The sequence below is a fragment of the Photobacterium obscurum genome, assembly GCF_026191635.1.
GTDB lineage: Bacteria > Pseudomonadota > Gammaproteobacteria > Enterobacterales > Vibrionaceae > Photobacterium > Photobacterium obscurum.
This window is the reverse complement of record NZ_JAKRRW010000010.1, coordinates 119,346-144,667: the sequence shown is the minus strand read 5'-3', so window position 1 is coordinate 144,667 and position 25,322 is coordinate 119,346. Positions and strand designations below refer to the sequence as shown.

Below are 25,322 nucleotides of genomic sequence, written 5' to 3'. Positions count from 1 at the left end.
TTTAGAATCGGACTAATTGGGCAAGGGCTGGTGGGTAACTCCGTTCTGATGCTAATTTTTCAGCCTCTGTAATTACGTCTTTTTGATTTAGGCCGGAGGTTACCGGGAAACGTTGTTCCAAGGCCATAGCTAAGTCGTCATCGAAACCCGCCAGCAGGCCTTCGTTCTTGAATTGTTGAACTAGGCGATTAGCCGCAGAAAGTGCCGACGATGCTTTGACTATTTCAGTTCTCGCATAGCGGCTGCCAGCGAAAGAGATGTCGGCAGCTCTCAATGAAGGATCATCCCCGGGGATTTGCTGAGCTCCGAATAGCGGCTTTCCGCCGACTGTCGCAGAGCGATAAGCGGGAATGAACTGTGCCATGTGCTGTATTGCTCTGTCGGTTCTGGTTTCAATGTCGCTATTCTGCCAACCTTCCTTTAGTTTCCGAATAAATTGAGAGCCAAGTTGTGGCTGAGCACTTTGAGCGCTACTACTGACGAGCCCTTTTCTGAACAAGGTGATATCTTCGGTCATACCATGGAGTTGAAAATAACCGTCGGGATAGGGGGTCAACTGCGCCATACCGTTTGGTGTGCCACGTTCTCCATGGAAGATAACTTCAGGCCAGACTCCATCACGTTCCTTCCACTGAGTGACAAACGCCGCTTTGAACTCCACCATGCGCGTTCGGTGCAAATCGGCCATGTCATCCAGTGTACCTGTTCGGTAGCCGCATGCATTAATCAGGTAATCGACATCAGTGCTGTGGGTGATGTGATCTTTGATACTTGCGTCATATTGCTGGTACGTGATAGACCAATGATTTTGGCTCTCATTCTGTTGAATATTGATGACCTTGGCTTGGGTGTTTACAGAACAAGCCGGTAGTTGTTCCAAGGCTAAGCCAGCGGTAGCGGCAAGCCGGAATACACTTAGTCCATATTCTTGTACAAGAATAAGCGGAAATTTAAATTCATTTAGATTTAAGTTCTTGGCGACTGGAATCATCCAGTCATCGAGGTTTTTTGGTTCAGAGGGAGTATCTGAACGTGCAAGTCTCTCAAGGTCATCCTGATAATACACTTTGTAATAATATTCAGGTTCACCCAGTACCTGATTTTTCGAGTCTTGCTGAACTAACCCATGATAGGTTTCTTGTAGCAGGGCCAGGCGTGGCAATAAAGCTTCCGGCTCTCCGGCATCGCGTTCTGGGATGGCAATTACCGTTGGGCGGATATTGGCGGTATGAGGGAAGACCCTAAGAGTATCGATAGACTGCTGCAGCAGTGTCAGGCATTGCTGATCAGAAATTTCTCGGTATAAATTACCACCCGCATGTAAGTGGCAGATAGGTGGCCCGTTAACAAGGCTGCTTCCTTCTTCAAACAATTCTACGTCGATACCTAGTTCAGCCAAACGGAGCGCAATCGTTGAGCCTGCTATACCACCACCGATAATGCCGACCTTGAGTGGTTTGGGTGTATTGCTGCGATGAGAGCCATGAACGTTCATATTTGCAGGTAAGTCGCTTAAGTCATTTCGTGATAATAGTTAGCATTCTACTTTGCCTCGTTGATGTTTTAAATACTCCGGGTGTCTTGTGCTGTAAAATCCCTGTATCTAGGTATTGCAATGATAGTGTGGATGCCCTGTGTTGAATATGCGGGTGACGTTGTCACTTGTTCTTATTGAGTTCTATCTTAGTAAAAGTACCACCTAGAATATAAATTCTGCATATTTCAGCAGACCGAGCAGGGTTCTACTGTTATTATCGCGAGCGTCATATGACAAATAAGAATATTAGCTAAGCGCTCCGGATGAGAAGAAGCGCCAAGGAACTTACATGACTGCAATTTTGATCTGTGATGACTCAGCCTTAGCTCGAAAGCAGATGGCAAGGGCGCTGCCTGCCTCGCTTAACGCTGAAGTTACTTTTGCTGTTAATGGCTTGGAAGCACTACAGCACCTGGAAAAAGAGAAGTTTGCCCTGATGTTTTTGGATCTGACAATGCCAGAGATGGATGGTTATCAGACCTTAGAAGCAATTCGTCAGAAAGGAATAGAGATAAAGGTTATTGTGGTTTCGGGAGACATCCAGCCACAAGCCCAAGCCCGGGTGAAAGCGCTCGGAGCCGTTGATTTCTTGAAAAAGCCAGTCGATAAGGCGCATTTAAAAACGCTTCTTAAAACGTTGATTGCTCCTGCCGAACCGGCATTTGACACTGTTATTCAACGAGTTACCACCCCAGCTCTGCGTCGCAGAGATGTTTATTTAGAAGTAGCTAACGTTGCTATCGGTCGGGCTGCGGACTCATTGGCACGTCATTTCGATGTTTTCGTTAATCTGCCTCTGCCGAATGTGAACGTGTTTGAAGTTAGTGAACTTCATATGACGATGCGTCATCTGGCCAGTAATAGTACGATGTCAGGGATCTGCCAGGGCTTTAGCGGCGAAGGGATCGCTGGTGAGGCATTGGTGTTGCTCAGCGATTCTAGTGTAAATGATCTCATGACGATGATGAACTACCCGGTCGAGGAGAATTGCGATTCAGAACTCGAGCTTCTGATGGATGTCAGTAACATCCTGGTCGGTTCGTTCTTAAAGGGGTTGGGACAACAAGCCGAAGTGAAGTTTTTCCAAAGCCATCCTGTTGTCTTAGGCCGGCACTTGCCCATTGACAGCATGATAGAGCAAACAGAAGGAAATTGGCGCCGCACCATGACATTTGAAGTGAGTTATGGCATCGAAGGTACAAGCATTAAATGTGATTTATTGTTGATGTTTGTCGATGAATCTCTGCCGCTGCTTGATAACAAATTGTCGTACTTGATGGATGAGGATTAAGCCATGTTTTCATTGCCTGCCGAATTTGAACAGTTTCATTGGATGGTTGATATGGTTCAGCATGTCGACGTTGGCTTAGTTGTGCTGGATAAGGATTTTACGATTCATGTCTGGAATGGTTTTATGACCCACCACAGTGGTATCCAACCACACGAGGCGATAGGAAAGAACCTGTTTGATGTTTTTCCTGAAATCCCATCTGAATGGCTTGTCGCTAAATCAAAACCAGTGTTTGAATTAGGTTGTCGTAGCTTCTTGATCTGGCGTCAGCGTCCATATCTTTTTAAATGCCGTAATGTTAGGCCGATAACCCAGCAAGCGCCTTTTATGTATCAGAATGTGACCTTAAATCCGATGACTTCGCCAAAGGGAGAGGTGGACTACCTTTTCATGGCGGTGGAAGACGCGACGGCTGAGGCATTGGCTGAAGAGCGTTTGAAATAGATTTAATTACCTTAAATTATAACCACAAAAAAGCTCATCATTGATGAGCTTTTTTGTCTTTGCTATTTCATTTACGGTGATAAGTTATTAACTGTCTAGTCATTAGTTCGATTTTTTCTATATCTGAGACATCTTCCTTTCTTACTGAAAATTAAAGAAGTTTTTTTGAATTTTTTTATTAGTCTGAACTTGAAAAATAGTGGTACAGGGTCTAAAAACATTATTGGTAGTGGCAGAAATATAATAAGTAGGGATATCTAGATATGACAAAATTTTACAAAGTTCTCCCATTGGCATTGCTAATTTCGGGAGCGGTTCATGCTGCAACAGATAACCCCTGGTATGTTGGTGCTCGAGTTGGCGGAACAAACTTCGATAGTTTCAATGGAGCATTAGACGGTGCAGAAAGCAGTTTTGAGCGTGATGATTGGGGAGGCGGTGTCTTTGTTGGTTATAACTATAACTCTTGGTTAGGTGTTGAAGGTGGCTATACTTACCTCGGCCAGGCTGACGATAAGGGGAGCAGCAACGGATTTGAAGTGCAAGGGCTTGATCTTGTCGGTAAGTTTACGTGGAATGCTACACCATCGTTAGATTTCTTTGCTAAGGCCGGTGGCTATTACTTCGATGTCGATAATAGCGTGAACAACAAAGACGATAGTGGTCTTTCTGGTACTGTTGGTGTCGGAGCGGAATACTTCTTCAATGAAGACTTATCTACTCGGTTTGAATATCAATATTATAATCAGGTTGGTCGTAGTGAGCCCGGGAAAAGTGACATTCATTTTTATGGGGTAAGTCTCGTTTATTACTGGGGTGCACCAGCACCTGTGGCAATTATTGAACCGGAACCTATGCCAGAACCGGAGCCGATGCCTGTTGAACCCGCTGTCGTTACGGTGGAAGCGATAAGCGTCCAGCTGCCGTTTGCCTTTGACAGTAATGCATTAACACCGTCTGATATTGAGCGACTTCAGCCTATCGGCCAGCGCTTGACGGAATATCCAGAGGTGAAATTGTATGTTGTTGGGCATACTGACAGCAGAGGTGCAGAGGATTATAACCAAACGCTTTCAGAAGAGCGTGCCGCCGTTGTTGCAGGTTATTTAGGGCAGCATTTTGGTATTGAGAAAAGCCGTATTATTGCTCAAGGCCGAGGCGAAACTGATCCTGTGGCATCAAACGATACTGAAGAGGGACGTGCTAAGAATCGCCGGGTTGAGGTTTATACACCGAGCTTTGAGTTGAGTGAGTGATCCTTGTTAAGGAAAAGCGCCGAAAGGCGCTTTTTTAATGGGCATTCTAATTACTATCGGCTCAAGTGTTAAATTTTGCACTGCGGACGAAGAGCGTTATTGTTGGGCAAGCGTTTGATTTCAGCCCTTAAGTCATCAATGCGCGTTGAGTGTGAGGGGTGGGTAGAAAGTAATTCTGGTGGCTGGCTACCACCCGAAGCATGCGCCATGTTTTTCCACAAGTTAACGCTTTCATTTGGGTTAAACCCAGCGTCGGCCATCAAGCGCAGGCCGATAATATCTGATTCAGACTCTTGTGCACGGCCATATGGCATCAGTACACCATATTGGACACCCAGCCCAAGCCCTGCCATTGCCGCATCGTGATAATCCGTCCCACTAATTGCTACGCTTGAGATTTGCAGTCCGACGTTCGCCAACTGGCTCCGTGACAGGCGTTCATTACTGTGTTGAGCCATTACATGACCGATTTCGTGGCCGATCACCGTTGCAAGCTGGTCTTGGTTTTTTGCGACACCGAGTAAACCGGTATAGACACCAATTTTGCCTCCCGGAAGTGCAAAAGCATTCACTTGCTCATTTTCAAATACCACTACTTCCCATTGGCTGAAGCCACTACTTTTTGGAAGCTTACTCGTAAGTGCTTTAGTGACACACTGAACATACTGGTTGGTTTTGGTATCAGTATTTATATTTTCTTGTTCTTTTAACTGCTCAAAAGAATGTGCGCCAAGCTGAGACATCTCATTGTCGGAAAACAGCAAGACTTGTTTTCGGCCTGTAGGGGAGCTTGAACAGGCTGACAGTGCCAGAGATGAGGCAATTAAAGTGGTGACTACCAAAGGTCGAAAGCGATTCATCATAATGACTCCTTTCATTAAATTATAGAAAACTGTGATGGCAGAATCATACTATGGTAGTGGCATTGTTTGTAGTCGAGGGAGCGGGAGAATGCTATTCTTTTCCCATTGCTAATCACAGGTAAATTCATGAGTATGTGGAAAAAAACATTCACCCTTGAGAGCTTGAACCAAACATCGGTTAACACGCTGGTTGAACATTTGGGAATTGAGTACTGTGAGTTTAATGAGACTAGCCTGAGTGCAGTGATGCCGGTTGATGCCCGAACTCATCAACCCCTGGGGATGTTGCATGGTGGAGCGTCAGTCGTGTTGGCGGAAACTCTGGGCTCTCTGGCGGCGAACATGTGTGTTGATGAAGGGAAGTATTGTGTCGGCCTGGATATCAATGCCAATCATGTCCGTGCAGTTCGAAGCGGTATTGTAAAAGGAACGGCAACAGCGCTTCATCTTGGTGCAACCACCCAAGTCTGGCAGATCGAGATTGTTGATGAGCGAGATCATTTGGTATGTACGAGCCGTTTGACAATGGCCGTCATGAAGCATAAGAAAAAAGAAGTGTAATCGATGAATTTAACTTTTTCTGAAGGACGTATTATTGCCAATCAACACGAGCTAGTTGTACGTCTCAACGGAAGCGCCCGTGCTTCGCTACAATCCCTGGTGGATGATGTGACTTTAATTGGTGGTGCTAATGTGATCACTGCGAGTGGAAGTGGTGTTAACTGGTCAGTTAGATTAGACAGTGCAGAGCAGCTGGCTGAACTTTCGGAAGCTATCGGTATCGCTATCCAATAGAAATAGGGTGCTGCTTTATATATCCTGTGTGTGTAATGCAGCATCTGTTCTTTCCCTCTTTTTCCAAGCCCTCATTGCTATAACGAATACAAAATACTTCATGGGTAAACGATAGATAGTATTGACTAAAATATTAGTTTTAGTGATTTTTAACTGTTTATATTTATTAGCTCTAAGTTCGTTTAATGGCAGATGAGTTCTTCCTCTCTTTGACGCGAGTGCATACATTTTTGTGAGAGCATGTGCTCATATTTTACTATTCTGACCCAAAATCCTAGCCACAAGATACAAATTACTGCAGTCTGGTTGTGATGGATAATACTAACTATCTATTTGTATTATATGCCTATTTGCATAGGGAATAGGTTGCAGAATAAGAAATAAAGGTTAACCAAGGAGAGCGTTAATGAATAAACCTCAGCTCAAGCAAATAGCTGAAGTCGCTTATAAGACTATGTATGGTCAGCGGCCTGAACTGTGTAATATTCAGGAAACGTTTTATGGCTGGGTTGTCTTTATTGCCTCTTCAAAAGGTAAGGTCGTCGTTAAATTTTCTCGTGAGATTGGCCGATTAGCTAAAGAGGCTGAGGGACTGTCGCGATTATCTCGAACTCTTGGCTGTCCGGTACCCGAAGTCATATTCTTTGGACGGGAACAGGGCTATGACTATTTAATGCTTGAATGGCTTGATGGGATATCGGCACATGAGTTGCCTAATGATCCTAAAGCTGTCGAAAATTTCCGTGAGCATTACACGGATTTATTGTTGGCTTTGCATGAACATAGCGCCGTAAAGGGCTTTGAGCTCGGTGAGAATAAGTATGAGACATGCATTGTTAAAGCATTTGATAGCTGGATGATGCCAGTATTGCGGTATGTACTCAGTGATTGTTCTCCCTTTTCGGCTCAACTTAAAGAGTCCTACTCTTTTATGTGGGAGAACAGAAAACAAATATTATCGCCTATTAATGACCACTCATCGCTGGTACATGATGATTGCCATGTTGGAAACGTACTATTTAATCCCCATACATTTAAGGTCGCAGCTATTCTTGATCCGTGTGATGTTGGTTTTAAGCATCGTGAGTTTGATTTGTTTCACCTCTATGACGTTCGGCCAGATTTAAAGCTCGTCGAACGTTATCAGGAAAAGGCTTCTTTAGCTGAAGGCTTTGCATTCAGGCGCTGGTTCCTGAGCTTGTGGGATGATGCCAAGCATAGTCGAAATATGGGTTGGTATGATGAACAGTGGCTATTATCGAAGGTGAATCAGTTTAACGAGACCTATGCCCAGAGGTAGTACTTGCTAGTGGATGATTTATCAGCATATTATTGTTGTATCGGAATGTATTAGGGTGTGAAAGAATGAGAACATTAGCTACCTGCTTTGTGGCGCTTATATTAGCTGGTTGTGCCCAGCAAACTGCGCGGGAACCGCTACCGACACCTGAGCCTGAAACAAGTGGTGAAGTTAAGCCTGTTGAACCGACTGCTCCTGAATTAAAAGAGCCGGAGGCTCAGCCACCTGTCTTGCAGCCCGAGCCGGAAGTAACCCCCGAACCAAAACAGCCAACACCCGAACCTAAACCTGTTCCGGTAACGAAAACTCAAGATGGTAAGTTGATTTTGGGGGCAGAGGAGTGGGTGTGGCTAGATCCTGCCAAGAAGCATGTAAAAGTGAAAGTGGATTCAGAGGTGAAGCTCTCGACAATCGGAGTCACTGATATTCAGGAGTTTGAACGTGACGGGAACGACTGGATTAAATTTAAAGCGAGCGGGCAGTCTGTTGAATTGCCGGTTGAACGCTGGCTAAAGGGTAAGAATGGCAGTAAAGATCGTCAGGCGGTCGTGAAGTTACGCGCCAAACTCGGTGAGTTAAATGAACTGACAGAGTTTGCACTTACGGCGGGTAAGGGCATTGTTCTCGGTATTAACTTTATTCGAGATGTTGCCATCGTGGATGGAACAAGAAAGTACGTGCAGCCTAAGTCTAAATAACATTAAGTTGGTTTAAGAAAAAGGCGGTTCACCACCGCCTTTTAATATATTACTGGTTAAAAAAGTAGCTGATTACGATGTTTCAACGCTAACCTCATAACTGGTGAATTTGCGAATATTTATTACACCAGTATCGAAGATCAGGTATTGGCCTTTAATACCGAGCAAGGTGCCTTCTACGACAGGATCCTTATCAAAGTTGTGAGAGCTGATTTTGGTTGGGTACTGAGTCATTGGGTATTGAATATTTACTAACTCCTCATCCAGGCGTTCTACAGCGTCTTCACCATACAGTGCTAATAATTCATTAATTCGCGCCTCGATGCTTGGTAGCAGGCGCTCAGCTTCTGACTTCAAGTCGATACTATGGTTGTCACCTTTTAGCATGGCACGCCAATTGGTTTTGTCCGCTACCATTTCAGCCAGCGCGATCTCAACAAGGCCAGATATTTGGCGGGTTTTAACTTTTAATATAGCGAGAGCCTGTGTTGCTCCCTGATCTATCCATCGGGTAGGGAGTTGAGTATGGCGCGTAATACCAACTTTCAGGCCTGATGTATTAGAAAGGTAGACATAATGAGGCACCATACAATTTGACTCCCCCCATTCTGGCTCACGGCAGGTGCCTTTTGCATAATGGCAGGTTTCAGGCTTCATGATACACATATCACAGCGAGCCAGCTTTTTCATACACGGATAGCAGTGTCCCTGGGAGTAGCTTTTCTTGGTTTTCTTCCCGCAGGCGTCGCAGAATATATTGCCGGTATGGGTAAGCTTCAAAGCTTTACCAATTAGCGGGTTTAAAGGTATCAACCCTTCCCCCACAGGAAGTTGATATTCGACCACATCTCCGAGGGTCGATTTCATTTTACTCAGTGTTCCCAGCATGACTTTGCTCATATTCTATTTTTAGTAACGCCTATTTTATCACTATACCAAACTGAATAATAATCTGGCCTATCAACGAGAATGAAAAGGCGCAGATGCATGGCATTTGATTGTAGGTGTATTTATATCCGCCAAAATCAAGGGCATTACAAAGAACAGATAGTCGAACTCAACTGTTCTAGTTGCTGCATTGTAAATATTTGTAAGTTGTCGGTTGCTTCTGTTTACTAAAGTTTGCGGGTTGGTATCATTTTCTTTTCTATAACAACAACTAGAAGGATCTGAAGAATGAAGAAAGTATTGTTGGGCAGTGTAATGTTAGTTGCTACAAGTGTGTCAGCAACCCCGTTTGAAAAACCAGAAGACGCTATTCACTATCGTCAATCGGCGTTTACTATGATTGCTGCTAACTTTGGTGATATGGCTGAGATGGTTAAAGGACGTAAGGACTGGGACCAAGCTGCGTTTAGTCAGCGAGCACAGTTCATATCTCAATTATCGCTAATGCCTGAAGAAGCCTTTGAAGTACCGGGATCTGATCAAGGTGATACGAAGGCCAAGCCAGAAATCTGGACCGATTGGGATGGCTTTACCGTTAAGCTGAATAAGTTCCAAATAGACATGGCTAAACTAGCGAAAGTATCAGTTGAAGGCGATGAACGTGCAACAAAGCGCGCGTTCGGTGTTGCGGCGAAGAATTGCAAGTCATGCCATAGTGACTATAAATTCCGTTGATCTTGGTAGGGCGTGTTGGCGACTAGCGTCAACACGCTTTGCTTAACCGAGAATATTATTTTTAATGACCGATTTGCTTCCACACGTATCTGTTTGTCACATTTCTTATAACAAATAAGCAACAATATCTTTTGCCCAGTAGATGTAAATGACCCCGCCAATGACGGCAAAGATCACCCAGCCAACCAATCCGTTAACCAATTTTGGAGTGACCGTTTCCGAAATAACCTTGCGTCCACTAAGCATTGGTTTAATCAGGTTTTCTTTCTTGATGAGGTAGAGCAAGATAGCCGCTAGGTGAACACCAATAGCCGCCAAGAGTAGGTTAAAGTTTATTGCATGGATGTACGTCATATAGCTGCTGGTGTTACTGCTGACATACATAGCCAATGGGCCTTCGGAAATAATATCATCGTTGGCGAATAGACCAGTAGTCAGTTGCACACTCAGTAATACAAAGAACATCAATACCATATACCCCCCGGCAGGGTTATGGCCGAGATGCTGAGCCGGTGGAGTATTTTTACCGTGAAGCGATCTCAAATAGTCGAGAACCGCAGATGGTGAATGGATAAAGTGGCGAAACCGGGCTGTTTCGCTGCCGATTACCCCCCAGATAAGTCGGCTAAGCAGTAGAGCCAGCATCAGGTAGGCAATGGCAAAATGCCAATCCATCAAACCTTCCGTGCCTGTGTACCATAACCCAACAATAGAGCCAGCCTGTAACCAGTGATAGCCACGAACAAAGCCATCCCAAATAGGCGTCGGAGTATTCATCACTTTCTTCCATGTAATTGTTTATTTTGTGTGAGTATTTTTACAGAATTAACAATTGCACACCATGTTGCGTGGGTCATTTTTGCAATTGTTTACAATTCACTAGGGGGATTGGAAGCTAGCCAAGCCTACCATAGTAGGCCTGGCTGTGTGAAAAGAGGGCCGTTACTTACTGTTGTATTGAATCCAGCTTTTGTCATCAAGTGATAGGTAAGTCGCACCCTTAAGTTTCATCATGGTTGTACCTTGATTCTGCGAAACTACTTCTGTTTTATCTAATTCTTGAATGAGGTCATCGAGCTTAAATGGCTTACCGGAAAAAATATCATTTGCGATAACGTTTCCTATTAGGTCAGAAATTGCCAAGTAGCTGCTTGGCTGATTGATCGTGACCGTATTTCCCTGCATTTTCAGGTCAGGGCCAAAGAACTTGATACCAACGGGGACATGGGTGATTGCGTTACTTGGTATTTCTCGCATTCCTTGAACTTGCATTTTGTCGCCGCGCATTGCCGCACCGTGTTCAGGGACGAAAACCACCATCAGGTTACGATTTGAGTACTGTAGCTGGTTGATGAAAGCGTATAGGTCATCAAGCAAGTTCTTTTGTTGCCTTTTGTAGCTAACTAACCTGTTACGCGCCTTGTTATGGATAATACGATTGCCGTCATGCGCTGAAATTGAATTATATAGTGTTACCGTTGGCGAGCCACCTGACTGACTTCGTTGCGATAACCACTTATTGAGTACAGATGAGTCCCGGTAGATGCTAGAGCCGTCGAAGCTTTTTTGATATGGCGATAATGTATTCAGGTCCACCACAGGAGAAACCGCACCAATATTGTTATTGATGTGGGCCATGAAGTTATCAAACTGACCATTGTGGTTAAGCAATAGCTCTTTCTTAAAGCCGAGCTGTGCAAGATTATCGAATAGTAAACACTGCTTACTCCCTGGAGGGGAGAACAAATCTGTATGCTCTTGCTGGCCACAGCTAGCTCTGAGCAAACGGACGACTGCTGGACCACTGTAGGAGGTAGCCGAGTTGAAATTTTCGAACAAAATATCGAAGGTGTCAAAGAGCGGGTGGTTGGCTTGACCCGTAAGTTCCAGATCATCCCATGCAATAGAACAGATATTGAGTAATAAAACATCGAAATTGCTATTTAGGGAAAGCCCACTATTCAGGGTTGACGTTTTTTGTGCTTCACTGGAAAAAAACGTGGTTCGGTACTGATTTAACCCCTGATCGTCGATGATCTCCGGAATGTGTTGAACGGTCTGCTCTTGTCGTGATGCTGCAGGTGTTCTGAGTTCAACCTCAGGTACTTTCGCTTGTGCCGTAAGTGGCTGCGCTGCATGATTAAAGCTGAAATACACCATGGCGACCAGTACGAGTGTGGTAACTCGGAAGATCTGTTTGGCAAAGAAATAACCGATAATGATTAGGCCAAGCATAATCAGGGCTTCAGCCGAAATAAAGCGGGACACTAACTCGATTAGGTACAGCTTATCAAATTGTAGTAGCTGTGAAAGCTGAGCCGTGAGCCTATCTAGCGGAGGCAGATAAGAGTCATAGTGAAGTAGCCAGAGGGCGATGAATACACTGAGGCCGTTCCTTACGCACCTCAGCCATTTGCTTGATACCGGAATAAGTAGAAAAAAGAAAAAGGCAAAGTTATATAGGGTTGAAAAGCCTATAACCCCCTTGAACTTCAAGGCTAACTTGAGGAGAAAGTAGATATTCCACCAACCGAGAGATAAGGCCGCTTTTTCACTAAGTTGTTTTGTCGTCATAATTGCACTTTGTCTAGCTTACGAAGCGTTATCGTCGAAGGTGTATTTCTCGAAATGAACTGGTTTCTTGTTTCTGTTTTGCCATTTGGTGCGTATTTTGGCTACCAATGACTGACAAAATAACCCCAGAACAAATCCAAGTGATGCGCTGACAGAAACGGTTATCAGAAAGTCGTCATAATTCATGTAAGTAGTACCTTTTCTGTTTTACGCACTAATGGAGTTCGTTTGGCGAATGAGCGTGCTTTGGTCGTCAACGTTATTGCTTTCTCAACCGTAGGTTTTGTTTCTCTATTGACCAGAAATTCATTGGTTAGAGGTGTTGCAGTTTTTTTCGCTCGATCCAGCTCACCAATAATGTCAACAGCATTGGTGAATACCGTTGATTCTTTAAATAAATCAGCGACTTTAACTTCAAAAATGTTATCCAGCGCAGGTCTAATATCATTGGCCCTGACGGCACTCAAAAAGATATAAATTGCATCATGGCATGCTGTTAGCAAATCACCATCACGTCTTAGGTTGCACAAGGATAAACACTCTTTTGCCGTCATACCTGACAGGAGGTCAAGTCGAATTAATGCAAAATCTACAGCGAGGTTGATCTGCTGTGAAACCAGTGATTTTACATGCTGGATGAAAGGCTCGACATCAGTAACCCCATGAATGTTATAGCTTGGCCGTAAAGTTTGGAGCTCTTCGTATCGTGTTGGTAACGACAGAGTATAAACCTGATTTTGTATGGCTTTCTTTTGACTTAGCAGGCGAGAGAAAGAAAGCTCTGCAGGCACAATAAGGTTAATGCCCGAGCTCAATAAAAAACCTTCGTCTGAATAACGTATACAAGGGCTTGTTTCTCTGACGATCAGCTTTAATCTATTGCCGGCGATCTTTCGAACTTGGTAGCAAAAGCGAGCGACTGGCTCAATATCGTTATGTGTAGAGCAAGGCAAGATGATCGATGCACTTGTTTTCGTGGAGGCCACTTGAAGCAGTTGATCAAGTGTTTCAAAAAACTGAAAATTTGCAGGAGCCGATTCATTTTTGTCTAGCAGAGTGTTAAGTGTCAGCACTTCATTATAGTCGGCGGCGTGGCTGATATTATTAAGCTCACTTTGGTTGTTGCTCTGTAGGGTTGGAGAGGTAGCCCCTGGAGCATAGTTGTAACTGGTGTTGGTAATTATGCCTTGACCAGTATGCATATAGATGATTTGGAAGCAAAGTTGCCCATCCGTGGCGGCAGAAATTATCGATGTACTGCCAATTTGCGTACAGTGACTATTTAGCGCAGGTAGCAGGTTATTAACGACATTTTTACCAAATACACAGAAGTGTACGGAGATACCTGCTCGGCGTATCTGGTCGCTTAATTTTGAAAAAGCCTCTGTGATTTGTTTATTGTTATTAGATAGAAAAAGGCTTTCATTGGTAAGTACATATAGTGCCGAGCCAGGACTTTTTGGCAGACGTTGTAGATCACCGTATAGCTGTTCGAGAGATGTAAGACTATTTTTATGGTTTTTTAAAAAATAGATCGAGTCATATAAGGTATGTAATTGTCGGTCCTCTGAAAATCCAAACATATTTTTGAAGTTATTTATAGAAATATTAACCACGAGGGTAGTGTGGTTAATAGGGCTCATAGCCGGAATTTGTATATTCCGTGAGTTAGCTAGAAATGTACTTAGCACATCGTGATTTTCAGAAAGAATAAAATTAATCATACAGCTCTGGATTTATCTCAAAATGTTTCTTGTTTTGTTGTTCAAAAGTTTGGCTATCTAATTTGTTTGCTATTAAGCCAGTGGCATTTATGCTAACCCAATCACAATGTGTTTCCAAACAGTAAGTTAATTGTTGCTTGTCTTGTTTTCTTGTCGTCGGTTCGTGTTATTGTACATAAAAATGGTTGATAGAATTGTAGATAAAGATACCCGATTTGGTTAAGATAAGCGAATTATGATGCTTTTATGTACAAATGTCACCAGTTGATGCTGTTTTCTGTCAATAATTTGACACTTTGTGTGAGAGTAGGTAGCCTCAGCATGGCCCTTAGTTGCCTGTTAAATAATTTACTTATAAAACAGAAGTTTGTGTAAATTGGTTGTTGGTTTCTCTGAAAACTTAATGGGTATTGTGTTTACGAAGGGAATGCCTGCTCAGTTGTGCGTAGTGTTGCGTATTAAGGTGTTTTTTATGGAATGCGTTGGCTTGGTAAATTCGATAAAGGTTTATGGGTAAAAATTTAGATATTTCGCATATTGTCACTTCTTATGAGTTGGATGATTTTGAGTATGAAGAATTTTCAGATAATGAAAGAGTGGTGGCAATTCATAATCGTTGGGGATTTATTTCCGAAGTGAAAAAACAGCAATCAGTTTCCAAGGTTGAACCAGTAAAAACAGAAGAAAAAATATAATTTATCCTTTGCAAAGGTTTCACTAAATGAAATTAATTGCCATCTCTGGTTTAAAAGGCGGTGTCGGAGCTGCGTCTGTCGCCGCTAACCTTACATGTGCCTTTCATGGCTTGAATAAAAAAGTTGTGATTGTTGATTTGGACTTGAGAAATTTTATTCGGGTCCATTTTTCAATGGCAATGTCTGATCGAGATGGCTGGGCTGTTCGCGTAAATCAGTCCGAAGACTGGGCTTTAGCTTTCCATAAGAGTCCGGTTGGAGTGCCTTTTCTACCTTTCGGAGAATTGGCCTTAACGCAAGCTGCTGTGGAATGTAACGACAGTCCTCAAACAGAATACTTTGCTGATCACAGAGCGGTATTTAAACTCTCTGATGGAGTTTTTCCTGAGATGTTGGCAACTCTCGGGGCCCACTATGATTACATCATTATTCATTTGCCAGCAGTTACGTTTAGTGCCGGCTTCCGTGAACTCTTGCATACTCTCCATGCCGTTGTTGATATGCAGATCATGGTGGTTAACCCGGATACTGCTTGCAACTCGATTCTTGGCTCCAAGGGGGAAGTACTTCGTTCTTTACCTAAATTGAATTTATTGTCCAATAAGTTTTATCTAAATAGTGAGGTTAGCACCGACTTTTCTTTTTATATGAAAAAAGAATGGCAGGATCTGTTAATTTCGAATCCCCTTCATTTTGATGAAGCCGTTGCTGAGGCCACTGCAAGCTTACAAACGGTTGGCTGTTACTCTCCTCATAGTCAGGCTTCATCGGAGTATAAGTCTCTGGCGTTATGGTGCATAGCAACTCTTAGCCGAGCTGAAAATGACTAGAGACTTGTTCAGTTTGCTCATGGGTTTCATTTTTAAACCTGTGATTATCGAGCGTTTTAATAATCAGCTTACTGCCTATTCAGGAGGGAAGCCGGTTTCGTTTTGGGGCAAACTAGTATTATTTGTTTGGTTCGGCATCTGTTCTTTGTTTTTACGACCGACAATTCATGGCGTAAGTACATGGACGTTACCACTGCGCCTTTTTCCGCATGTCAATTTCCTAAAACCCACTATTGTTGATTCGATACGTTGCTTGATACAGACGCTTTGGTTGTTGATGATTCGGCAGGAAGTTGCGGAACACGTTAATCTTCGAAATAGCATGCGTACAGGCGTGCTTCGAAAAGTGTTTGCACGGTTTGTATCACTGCCAATGTTGCTGGTAAGACAAATCGTTAGCTGGATAGAACGAAAAGCTGAAAATAATCAGTCATCAAGTAACAACGAGGCGACCCGCTTGAGTCTGTCTAATGTTGTTTTATCTTCCGTGATCGTTTTTCTTTCGATGCTATGCTTTACCGTCCCATTTGGTTGGCAGGCACAGGCTATCTTTGTCATGTTGCTTTGGTCGATGGCAATGATGGTAAGGCGAATACCTGGGCGTTTGCCTAATATGCTGCTGATCATCCTTTCGTTAACCGCTTCATGCCGTTATATCTGGTGGCGTTATACCTCGACGCTCAATTGGGATGACTCTGTTGATCTAACGCTCGGGATAATTTTATTGCTGGCAGAAAGCTATTCGTGGTTAGTGCTCGTTCTGGGCTACTTTCAGAATATATGGCCATTGCAACGGAAACCGGTATTGTTACCTAAAGATGTCTCCAGCTGGCCGACCATTGACCTGATGATCCCTACCTATAATGAGGATCTGGATGTCATTAAGACAACAGTGCTTTCTGCGCTAGGGGTAGACTGGCCACGGCATAAACTGAATATTTATATTTTGGATGATGGCAAGCGCGATGAATTCAAAGCCTATGCTGAAGAAGTCGGTGTGCATTATATTCGAAGGCCAACCAATGAATACGCAAAAGCAGGCAACCTAAACTACGCCTTGAAGCACACCCAAGGTGAATTTGTTGCGATTTTTGATTGTGACCATGTTCCTACACGCGCATTTTTCCAGGTCACAATGGGGGCTTTTCTTAAGGATCCTAAGTTGGCATTGATACAGACGCCACACCATTTTTTCTCACCGGATCCATTTGAGAGAAACTTAGCGAATTTCCGAGACGTACCTAATGAAGGTAATCTATTTTATGGCTTGGTGCAGGATGGAAATGACATGTGGGATGCGACCTTTTTCTGTGGTTCGTGTGCCATTTTACGCCGCACAGCTTTGGAGGCGGTTGGTGGAATTGCTGTCGAAACTGTAACGGAAGACGCCCATACTTCATTAAAAATGCACCGCCTTGGATATAAATCTGCTTATTTGAGGCAGCCGGTGTCTGCCGGGCTAGCAACCGAAACGCTATCAGCACATGTCGGCCAGCGAATCCGATGGGCGAGGGGGATGGCACAGATTTTCAGGTTGGATAACCCTCTGAAGGGTAAAGGGCTGAAATGGCATCAAAGACTCTGTTACTTAAACGCGATGTTGCATTTTTTGTCTGGGATCCCTCGTATTATTTTCCTCGTCGCGCCGCTCGCTTTCTTGCTACTGCATTCTTATATCATTTATGCACCGGCGATTGCTATTGTACTTTATGTGATTCCCCATATGGTGCATGCGAGTATTACGAACTCAAGAATGCAAGGCAAGTATCGCCATTCTTTTTGGGGGGAGGTCTATGAAACCGTTCTCGCCTGGTATATCGCTCGCCCGACGACGGTTGCTTTGTTCGCGCCAAACAAGGGGAAGTTTAATGTGACAGCAAAGGGAGGACTGATCGAAGAAGCACACTTTGACTGGCATATCTCTAAACCTTACTTGATTCTGATGGGGCTGAATGTCCTGGGCGTTTGTTTTGGTATATATCGTCTCGGCTGGGGGCCTGCAGATGAGATTGCTACAACAATCGTGAACTTATTATGGACGTTTTATAACTTACTCATCTTGGGCGGAGCAATCGCGGTTGCTGCCGAAGCCAAACAAATCAGAAAAAACCACCGGATCGACGTGGATATCCCCATCATGATCCGGTTGAAAACAGGGCATTTATATCCGGCAACAATGAGGGATTTTTCGCTGGGAGGGCTGCGGGTGGAAATGGCAGACAACAGTATCTTGAATGGGCACCAAGAAGTAGAGGTCATACTTCAGCGCTCATCGGAGAAAAAAGTGTTTCACTGTCGAGTTGCCTATCGAGGCGAACGTTACCTAGGGCTTCAACTCGAATCTCAGACGACACAGCAACAAATTGATTACGTACAGTGTACATTCGCACGGGCTGATAACTGGCTTAAGTGGCAGCAGCAATATCAAACTGATCGACCGATGAACAGTTTTAAAAGTGTTTTACTTGTTGGCCTTAAAGGGTACGAAAGGCTGATTGAGAATAGCCCTCGCATCATTAAGCTAATTTATCAGTCAGTTAGAGTATCGATTGAATTTGTTTTTTCATTAAGGCCAAGATTTGTGCAGTTGAAGGATTTTTAAATGAAGCAACTTTCGATAAAAATACTCACGTTCATCATTGCTTTGTTGTTCACTTGTCTTGCAACTGCTCAGCAACCAACGCAACAAGCATTCTCAGTTGTTGATAGAAAAGAGATTACGTTTTCTCAGTTGGGTATCAATGGCTCAATTATGATGCAGGGGAGCGAGAGCAGTGCCTATCTTAGCTTTGGTTCGCGACTCGATGAGATTATCTCTAAAGCATCGCTAGATTTTAGTTTTATACCGTCTCCGGCATTGCTGGCGGCGGTTTCTCACCTGAAAGTGTATCTGAATGATGAATTGATGGGTGTCATTGCGATTGCTGATGGCGACCAAGGGAAACGTGTCTCTGCCTCATTGCCGTTAGACCCAAGGTTTATCAGTAACTTTAATCAGCTACGATTCGAGCTTATCGGTTCGATTAATAGTATTTGTCGAGATCCGAATGATCCCAGTATCTGGGCTGAGATCAGCAACGCCGGCCGTGTCCGACTGCAGGTACAAAAGTCTATTCTGGCAACCGATCTAGCATTATTGCCAGCGCCATTTTTTGATGAAAGAGACTTTTCGCATGTAACACTACCCTTTGTTTTCCCTGGGCAGCAAAATATTGGTGAGCTAACCGCCGCCGGCGTTCTGGCATCGTATTTCGGTGCTTTAGCTAATTGGCGTGGCGTCAATTTCCCGGTCTATATTGATGAACTGCCACAACAGCATGCGATTGTGTTTGCGACTAACCAGAACAAACCGGCTTTCATTCGTGATTTGCCTGATGTGACGGGCCCGACGCTGCAGCTGATCACACATCCAACCAATGAGTATATTAAATTATTGCTCGTACTTGGCCGTGACAGTGAGGATTTAAATATGGCTGTTCGCGGTTTGGTACTTGGCAAGAGTTTGCTTACTGGGCCCGTTGCTCAGATAAACAGTGTTACTGATTTAAAACCCCGGCAACCTTATGATGCTCCTAACTGGGTAAGAACGGATAGGCCGGTTAGCTTTGCTGAGCTTGTGGACGGCCCTTATCAACTGCAGGCTGAAGGGCGTACCTCTTCTCCAATCAACGTGACGTTTAATTTACCCCCAGATCTATTTGCCTGGCAGTCTCGTGGTATTCCACTTGATTTGGGCTACCGCTATTCACCGCCACGAGAGAATTCTGGTTCGAGATTGAATTTTTCGGTAAACGGGCAATTTGTGGAAGCTTTTAATCTGACGGAAAAGGGCAGAAACTCGGATGATAAGCGCCTGCGTATCCCACTATTGGACGATACATTGTTGAGTACTAATTCATCGTCCCATATACCAGCATTTCGGATAGACAGCAGCAATACGATGCAGTTTGAATTTAGTTTTGCTTCGGAATCGACTGACATATGCCAGTCTGCACAGCCGAGTCGTTATTACGCTGTGATGGACTCAGATTCGACACTCGATTTTTCGGGGTTTCCGCATTATATCAAAATGCCTAACTTACGTGCGTTTGCAAAATCAGGTTTTCCATTTTCTAAGATGGCGGATTTATCAGAAACAGCGGTGGTGATCAAACAACATCCTTCGGTAGCGGAAGTTGCTTTGTTACTCGATACGATGGGGTTGATTGGTGCTAAGACCGGATACCCGGCGCTAAAAGTAACGATGGTTGATCGCTGGGTACCTGAGCTGCTGGCAGATAAGGATATTCTAACTATCGGTACGTTATCGTCTCAGGCAGAAGATGTAGGCTCGAAAGAGGGAGCCAAGTTAATTCTCAGTGAAATGACCCGTCAATTGGCATTGCCGGTAAACAACAATAAGCTTGGCTGGGCGAGTTGGTTAAAGTCTCAGCCAGGTGATTCTAATGTTACCGGTGTGGTTGATGTGACGGCTGCCGGTGCATTTGCGAGTATGGTGGCAATGGAGTCACCATTTACCAAAAAACGTAGCCTTATTTCTCTTGTCGCGTCATCTTCAGATGATTTTTCATTGATTGGTGATGCACTAAATGAGCGCGGTAAATCGGCGCATATGTTTGGATCGGTGGTGACGATTAAAGCGGCTGAGATTACCAGTTTTGAAGTCGGTGATACCTATCACCTTGGTAAATTGCCTGTGATAGATTTGATTTGGTATCACTTTTCTGAGCACCCTGTATTACTGGCATTGTGCGCTGCATTGTTGGTGATTTCGCTAACAATACTCATTTGGCGTGTGCTAAGCCGACTTTCGGCACAAAGGTTAGCTGTCGGAGATGATAAATGAAGAAATTAATCATTGTGTTAGCCGGAATTATGCTTAGCGGTCCGAGTTGGAGCGAGCAGTGTGAATGGCCATTATGGGAAACGTTTAAAGCGACCTATATCACGGATAGTGGGCGGGTACTTGATGGCTCCGATCAACGACAGATCACGACATCGGAAGGGCAATCCTATGCTTTATTTTTTGCACTACTGGCCAATGACTCAGCAACCTTTGATCAAGTTTTCAATTGGACACAGGATCACCTCGCCAGCGGCGATTTGACTGCAAGGCTACCGGCTTGGTTATGGGGTAAAGATAGTCATGGACGTTTTACCGTATTGGATAAAAATCCGGCGGCTGATTCTGATCTGTGGATTGCCTATACCTTGTATGAGGCTGGAAGGTTATGGAATAACTTCTACTATCAAAGCGTGGGTTATCTGCTGGCGAGCAGAATACTACGTGAAGAAACCGTGTTGCTTGATGACAAGGGCCAGCGTTTTCTGCTGCCCGCACCGCAAGGTTTTATTCTTAGCGATAATCGTTACCGCCTGAACCCAAGCTATGTCCCTATTCAGCTTATCGAAAAAATGTTGACGGCTTTTCCTCATCAAGATTGGCAACCACTGAGAAAGGGGAGCGAACAGCTCATTATCAATTCGATGCCGAAAGGCTATAGCCCTGATTGGGTTGTTTATTCAAGTGCCGGCTACGCCAGCGATAAGAAGACTCAGGGGACGGGAAGTTATAATGCAATCCGGACTTACCTTTGGGCAGGGATGCTAGCCGATGATGATCCGTTCAAGGCTGAAGTGGTAAGAGCGATGAAGCCGATGGTGTCGGCGAGTGCCCGTCGTGGCAGCCCTCCAAGGGTCGTCGATACGCGCAATGGAAAAGTAAAAGGCAATGGATCGGCAGGTTTTTCTGCATCTCTGCTGCCGCTATTGATCTCGTCAGGTGAAGAGCTGTTTGCAAAGGAGCAGTATCAGGCAGTTGAAAGTACCCTGCGTAGCCAAAGGGATAATTACTATTACGATAATGTTCTGGCGCTGTTCGGGATGGGCTGGTATGAAAATCGGTACCGTTTTGAACGTGACGGTAGTTTGAAAACAGCCTGGGATACCCAATGCCCGTAACATCTGTCCTTCGTAGCGTAATTGTGGCTGCAGTTGCATCGTGTTTGTTTATTACAGATTCTGCCTGGGCTCTGACAGAGAAACAGCGAGAACAAGTCTATGAACAATCACCAGCTACATTTCGTTTTGTCAGCAATATGGAAGAAGTGGAGTCAGTAGATTGGCTTCATACTCAGCTATATACGGCTGAATTGATGAATAGAGACGATATTGTTACGGCTGCACTGGAACGGTTAAAGGCTATCTCCCCAACAGATTTGGTCGGATTGATGGCACAGGCTCGGCTTAATGCCCGACAAGGCCGGATTCGGGATGCCAGGCATACGATGAATCAACTTTTCTCTTTGTACCCCAACAACGGCTCGGTCCTGTTATTGCAGTCATATTTATCAATACACACTGACAGGCGTGCAGAGTATCAGCAGCTTCAGCTACTTGCGAAGTTAGGACGTATTGAGGAAGCAATAGCAAAGTATGAGGCTTTATTTCCTTACGGGATGCCCACTTATCAGCTCCAATTAGATTACCTTGCTTTGCTCAGTGAAGATGAGAAAAATTGGGAGAAGGTGAAAAATGCTCTGGAGCAGATCAACTATCGCTACCCGGGTGTACCGGTATTGCAGCTGCGCCTTGCCAGCCACCTTCGAAAGCAAGAGGCTGGAAATCCATGGGTGTTAACAACACTCAAAAGATTGTCTTTAGATCCGCAAGTCGGAAAACAGGCCGCAAGTACCTGGCTCAGGGCGCTATCCAATATGCCAGTTGACGCTGCATGGGCTCAACAGCATGCGATACTTGCTAGCTATTTTCCACGGGACTTAGATATTCAGCAGGCCAACCGCAGTGCTCAAAGTCGATGGCAGCAAGAGCAAGAATGGCTCAAGGATCCGACATATCGAGCCAAGCTCCGTGGGATCGCATTGATTAATGCAGATAACCGTAAAAGTTTGACTTCAGCCTATAAGCAGCTTCGTTATGCGATGACAACGCGGCCGAGAGATCCGGCGCTGCTTGAGGCGATGGGAAAGTATTATCAGCGTCGTGGTCAATATGAACAGGCTCTGGAGTATTTCAAACGGGCCGAACGATATGACAATGATCCTGATAACGTGAGCAAGTACCAGACGCTAATTAATACTGCACAGTACTGGAGCTATCTAGAGCGTGGAGATCAGTTGGCTGAAAAAGGGAACTGGCCTAATGCCAATTCATACTATGTGAAGGCACAGGCTACGCTACCGGATGAGCCTTATAGCTATTATCGGCAGGCAAATGTTGCTTTAGAGCAAAAGCAATTTTTATTGGCTCAGTCTCGCTATCAGCAGGCGCTACAGAAGGACGCACTGACGACCACCGCATTGCGAGGACTGTTGAACGTCTACATTCAGCAAGGCAAGCCTCAGGCAGCGTTGCAGCAGGCACAAGCATTTACCCCAGCACAACAAGCTCTTGTTCGGCAGGAGATTGATACGCTGCGAGTTGAGTTACTGATGCAACAGCTTCAGGGCTTTTCGGCACAAGGAAATAACTCACAGGCAACCAGAGTTATTGATGAACTAATACGGATCAATCCGACCGATCCTTGGTTGAGAAAAGAGATTGCAGACCATTTAATGAGTCAGGGCAAGGTTGCTTCGGCCAACCGCCTGATGAAGGACTGGGCTGAAGGCAACGGTGATCCTGAAATGGCCTTTGCCTATGGGCTTTTCCTGTCAAATCAAGAACGCTTGGCAGATGCGATCGCTATTATGAGTGCGGTACCCGAAGCTAAGCGTAGCAGCAGTATGGACGCCAACCTAGAGCGATTGAAGTTTGACCATGTTGTGAGTCGGGCCGTAGCTCTCAATGAGCAGGATCCTGAGGCGGCGGCTCGCGTGTTACAAGGCTATGATCGTCCAGATGACCTTGATGGGCAGTTACGGCTTGCATCGGCCTGGATGAGATTAGGCAACCGAGAAAGAGCCAAGTTAGTCATTGGTAAGCCTGACCTTTCTGCTATGAGCGAGAGGTTGATATTGAAATACGGCGAACTGCTGGTGGCGCTCGATGATGAAAAGCAGTTTCGGGTATGGCGTCAAGCGGCTAAACAGCGACAGTTTAGCAATGAGCAACAGGTACAGTTCTACCAAATAGTAGCTGATTACGAGTTATATAGTGAAAAAGCCGACTTTGCCGTTGGGAACATTCAGCAAGCACACCAGACGTTTCAGACCTTGCTTCACGCTACCGTAGATAATCAAGACGAGGTTGCTATTAGGTTGGCGCAGACCAGTCATACTCTCGGTGACCGCAAAACGTTTTCTTTGGTTACGCAGCGTTTGATTCAACGTCAATCGTTACTGACATACTCTCAGCAAACCCAGTTAATCGCTGTGTTATATGATGCCGGTGAAAGCAAGGAGGCGACTCAATTGTTGTCTCAACTGACAAAACGAGAAGATGGGACGGCTATTGATAAGCATGATTCGTTGGCCATTGCGATGGAGAAGAAGCAATGGCAGGTCGCCGATACATTGGCTTATCAGGCCCTGCTCGCTGACAGGCAAGAAAAGCAATCTGAGCTGCAAACTACACCGCCATCACAACGCGAATCACTGGAAAAGCTGTACCGCGAAGCTGATGACGACTGGTTAACCCGCAATGTAAAGTCTGATATCGATACCTTACGTGCTCGGGAAGAGGGACATATTAAGATTGGTTTGGACTACGGTTTTAGAGATGGTGCGAATCAGGATCTGCAAGTGCCATTTGAAGCCCGTATTCCCTTTTCTGATTACGATGGCCACCTAATAGTCAAAGTTGATTATGTCCAGATCAGCTCAGGCGAGCAAGATTTCTACGATAGCAATGAGACGTTTAATGATAGTCATGTAGGAACTGCGCTTGGTGTCGGCTGGGAAGCCGAAAACTGGCGAGCAGATATTGGTACCACCCCTTTAGGTTTCTTAAATTCGGAGTTTGTCGGCGGGGTCGAGCGTAGTTTTGACGTAGATAGTTTCTCATTCAAAGCGGCTATATCCCGTCGTCCTGAAACCAGCACTACGTTGTCATATTCTGGAATCACCTTGGTCCAACCCTCGGCAACACCGAGCAAGCAGGAGTGGGGCGGGGTGGTAAAAACAGGAGCTAGTTTGGGGATGTCATGGGATCAGGGAGGGCCTTATGGGCTCTGGTCGAGCGCTCAATATCATTTTCTGACGGGAAAAAATACAGAGAACAATACTCGCATAGCCTTGTTGGGAGGGAGTTACTGGAAGCTTATTGCCGAAGATGACCGCCGACTGAATGTGGGTTTAAGCGCATTCTATATGAGCTATGACAAAAACCTGGGTGAGTATGCGGTGGGGCACGGCGGATATTACAGTCCTCAGTCGTATCTATCTCTTTCGTTACCAGTAAGTTACTACGGGCGTATTCAAGACTCCTGGGCCTACTCGGCCAATGCTTCAGTGTCAAACTCATGGAGCCGGCTGGATGCTCCGTTTGGCCTTGATGGCAGTGAAGAGACTGGGGGAGGTTTCGGATACTCGCTTCGACTCGCACTCGAAAAGCGTATTGCACTGAAATGGTATTTAGGGGCGATGTTGGATATTCAACGGTCAGAATCTTATGAGCCAAACCATTTTCAGCTATATGCGAAATACACCTTCAACCAACGCTGGCAGCCGATAAAGTTTCCGCCAGAGCCAATTACCCTTTATGCGGATTATTACTGATTCGTGATACGAATG

The 25,322-nt window shown here is 44.8% G+C and carries 20 protein-coding genes; 14 read left to right on the top strand and 6 right to left on the bottom strand.

From position 1 onward, the window contains the following. Position 1: 1 nt before the first annotated feature. Positions 2-1,495 carry an NAD(P)-binding protein gene (locus tag MD588_RS14330; RefSeq protein ID WP_265698052.1) on the bottom strand — a complete coding sequence of 498 codons (1,494 nt, stop codon included), beginning with the start codon at positions 1,493-1,495 and terminating at the stop codon, positions 2-4. Between the two features lie 331 nt (positions 1,496-1,826). Between MD588_RS14330 and MD588_RS14325 the strand changes: the two genes are divergently transcribed. The 3 genes from MD588_RS14325 to MD588_RS14315 all read left to right on the top strand — a co-directional run bounded on the left by MD588_RS14325 (position 1,827) and on the right by MD588_RS14315 (position 4,528). Further along, on the top strand, positions 1,827-2,828 hold the full coding sequence (locus MD588_RS14325; protein ID WP_265698050.1) for a response regulator: 1,002 nt from the start codon (positions 1,827-1,829) through the stop codon (positions 2,826-2,828). A 3-nt stretch (positions 2,829-2,831) separates the two neighbouring features. After that, entirely contained in the window at positions 2,832-3,272 is a 441-nt protein-coding gene (locus MD588_RS14320) for a PAS domain-containing protein (RefSeq protein WP_265698049.1), read from the top strand. A 263-nt stretch (positions 3,273-3,535) separates the two neighbouring features. After that, positions 3,536-4,528, top strand: coding sequence for an OmpA family protein (locus MD588_RS14315; RefSeq protein ID WP_265698048.1), 993 nt, complete (start codon positions 3,536-3,538; stop codon positions 4,526-4,528). A 68-nt stretch (positions 4,529-4,596) separates the two neighbouring features. Here the strand turns inward: MD588_RS14315 and MD588_RS14310 are convergent, their stop codons facing one another. Continuing rightward, positions 4,597-5,388 carry a M48 family metallopeptidase gene (locus MD588_RS14310; RefSeq protein ID WP_265698083.1) on the bottom strand — a complete coding sequence of 264 codons (792 nt, stop codon included), beginning with the start codon at positions 5,386-5,388 and terminating at the stop codon, positions 4,597-4,599. A gap of 129 nt (positions 5,389-5,517) precedes the next feature. Here MD588_RS14310 and MD588_RS14305 point away from each other — a divergent pair, with 129 nt between their 5' ends. The 4 genes from MD588_RS14305 (at position 5,518) to MD588_RS14290 (ending at position 8,184) form a co-directional block, all read left to right on the top strand. After that, positions 5,518-5,952, top strand: coding sequence for a hotdog fold thioesterase (locus MD588_RS14305; protein WP_265698047.1), 435 nt, complete (start codon positions 5,518-5,520; stop codon positions 5,950-5,952). 3 nt (positions 5,953-5,955) lie between these two features. Continuing rightward, the gene (locus MD588_RS14300) at positions 5,956-6,186 is read left to right on the top strand and encodes a DUF3389 domain-containing protein (RefSeq protein WP_265698046.1); all 231 of its coding nucleotides are present in this window, start codon (positions 5,956-5,958) and stop codon (positions 6,184-6,186) included. A 406-nt stretch (positions 6,187-6,592) separates the two neighbouring features. Further along, positions 6,593-7,486, top strand: a complete 894-nt coding sequence (locus MD588_RS14295; protein ID WP_265698045.1) for a phosphotransferase — start codon at positions 6,593-6,595, stop codon at positions 7,484-7,486. 65 nt (positions 7,487-7,551) lie between these two features. Then, positions 7,552-8,184, top strand: coding sequence for a putative ATP-dependent zinc protease (locus MD588_RS14290; protein WP_265698044.1), 633 nt, complete (start codon positions 7,552-7,554; stop codon positions 8,182-8,184). A 72-nt stretch (positions 8,185-8,256) separates the two neighbouring features. Here MD588_RS14290 and MD588_RS14285 read toward each other — a convergent pair whose 3' ends face one another. Then, on the bottom strand, positions 8,257-9,084 hold the full coding sequence (locus MD588_RS14285; RefSeq protein WP_265698043.1) for a DUF2797 domain-containing protein: 828 nt from the start codon (positions 9,082-9,084) through the stop codon (positions 8,257-8,259). Between the two features lie 276 nt (positions 9,085-9,360). Between MD588_RS14285 and MD588_RS14280 the strand changes: the two genes are divergently transcribed. Further along, positions 9,361-9,807, top strand: coding sequence for a c-type cytochrome (locus tag MD588_RS14280; protein WP_265698042.1), 447 nt, complete (start codon positions 9,361-9,363; stop codon positions 9,805-9,807). Positions 9,808-9,912: 105 nt separating this feature from the next. On the opposite strand, the gene MD588_RS14275 is transcribed toward MD588_RS14280, so the two are convergent. The 3 genes from MD588_RS14275 to bcsE all read right to left on the bottom strand — a co-directional run bounded on the left by MD588_RS14275 (position 9,913) and on the right by bcsE (position 14,105). Continuing rightward, complete coding sequence (locus tag MD588_RS14275; RefSeq protein WP_265698041.1) at positions 9,913-10,584, bottom strand: cytochrome b/b6 domain-containing protein; 672 nt, start codon at positions 10,582-10,584, stop codon at positions 9,913-9,915. A 165-nt stretch (positions 10,585-10,749) separates the two neighbouring features. Further along, complete coding sequence (bcsG, locus tag MD588_RS14270; RefSeq protein WP_265698040.1) at positions 10,750-12,381, bottom strand: cellulose biosynthesis protein BcsG; 1,632 nt, start codon at positions 12,379-12,381, stop codon at positions 10,750-10,752. Between the two features lie 182 nt (positions 12,382-12,563). Further along, positions 12,564-14,105 (bottom strand): cellulose biosynthesis protein BcsE, encoded by a 1,542-nt coding sequence (gene bcsE / locus MD588_RS14265; protein ID WP_265698039.1) that lies wholly within the window; start codon positions 14,103-14,105, stop codon positions 12,564-12,566. A 509-nt stretch (positions 14,106-14,614) separates the two neighbouring features. On the opposite strand from bcsE, the gene MD588_RS14260 reads away from it, so the two are divergent. From MD588_RS14260 to MD588_RS14235, 6 genes are read left to right on the top strand one after another with little or no spacing between them, the layout of a single operon-like run. Then, positions 14,615-14,800 (top strand): hypothetical protein, encoded by a 186-nt coding sequence (locus MD588_RS14260; protein WP_265698038.1) that lies wholly within the window; start codon positions 14,615-14,617, stop codon positions 14,798-14,800. 26 nt (positions 14,801-14,826) lie between these two features. Then, positions 14,827-15,630, top strand: coding sequence for a cellulose biosynthesis protein BcsQ (gene bcsQ, locus MD588_RS14255; RefSeq protein WP_265698037.1), 804 nt, complete (start codon positions 14,827-14,829; stop codon positions 15,628-15,630). A 19-nt stretch (positions 15,631-15,649) separates the two neighbouring features. Beyond that, on the top strand, positions 15,650-18,232 hold the full coding sequence (gene bcsA, locus MD588_RS14250) for a UDP-forming cellulose synthase catalytic subunit (protein WP_265698036.1): 2,583 nt from the start codon (positions 15,650-15,652) through the stop codon (positions 18,230-18,232). Continuing rightward, positions 18,233-20,476 (top strand): cellulose biosynthesis cyclic di-GMP-binding regulatory protein BcsB, encoded by a 2,244-nt coding sequence (gene bcsB, locus MD588_RS14245; RefSeq protein WP_265698035.1) that lies wholly within the window; start codon positions 18,233-18,235, stop codon positions 20,474-20,476. Further along, positions 20,473-21,591, top strand: coding sequence for a cellulose synthase complex periplasmic endoglucanase BcsZ (gene bcsZ / locus MD588_RS14240; protein ID WP_265698033.1), 1,119 nt, complete (start codon positions 20,473-20,475; stop codon positions 21,589-21,591). Before bcsB ends, bcsZ begins: the two co-directional genes overlap by 4 nt. Then, positions 21,582-25,307, top strand: coding sequence for a cellulose synthase subunit BcsC-related outer membrane protein (locus tag MD588_RS14235; RefSeq protein ID WP_265698032.1), 3,726 nt, complete (start codon positions 21,582-21,584; stop codon positions 25,305-25,307). The genes bcsZ and MD588_RS14235 overlap by 10 nt, the downstream gene beginning before the upstream one ends. Positions 25,308-25,322: the final 15 nt, after the last annotated feature.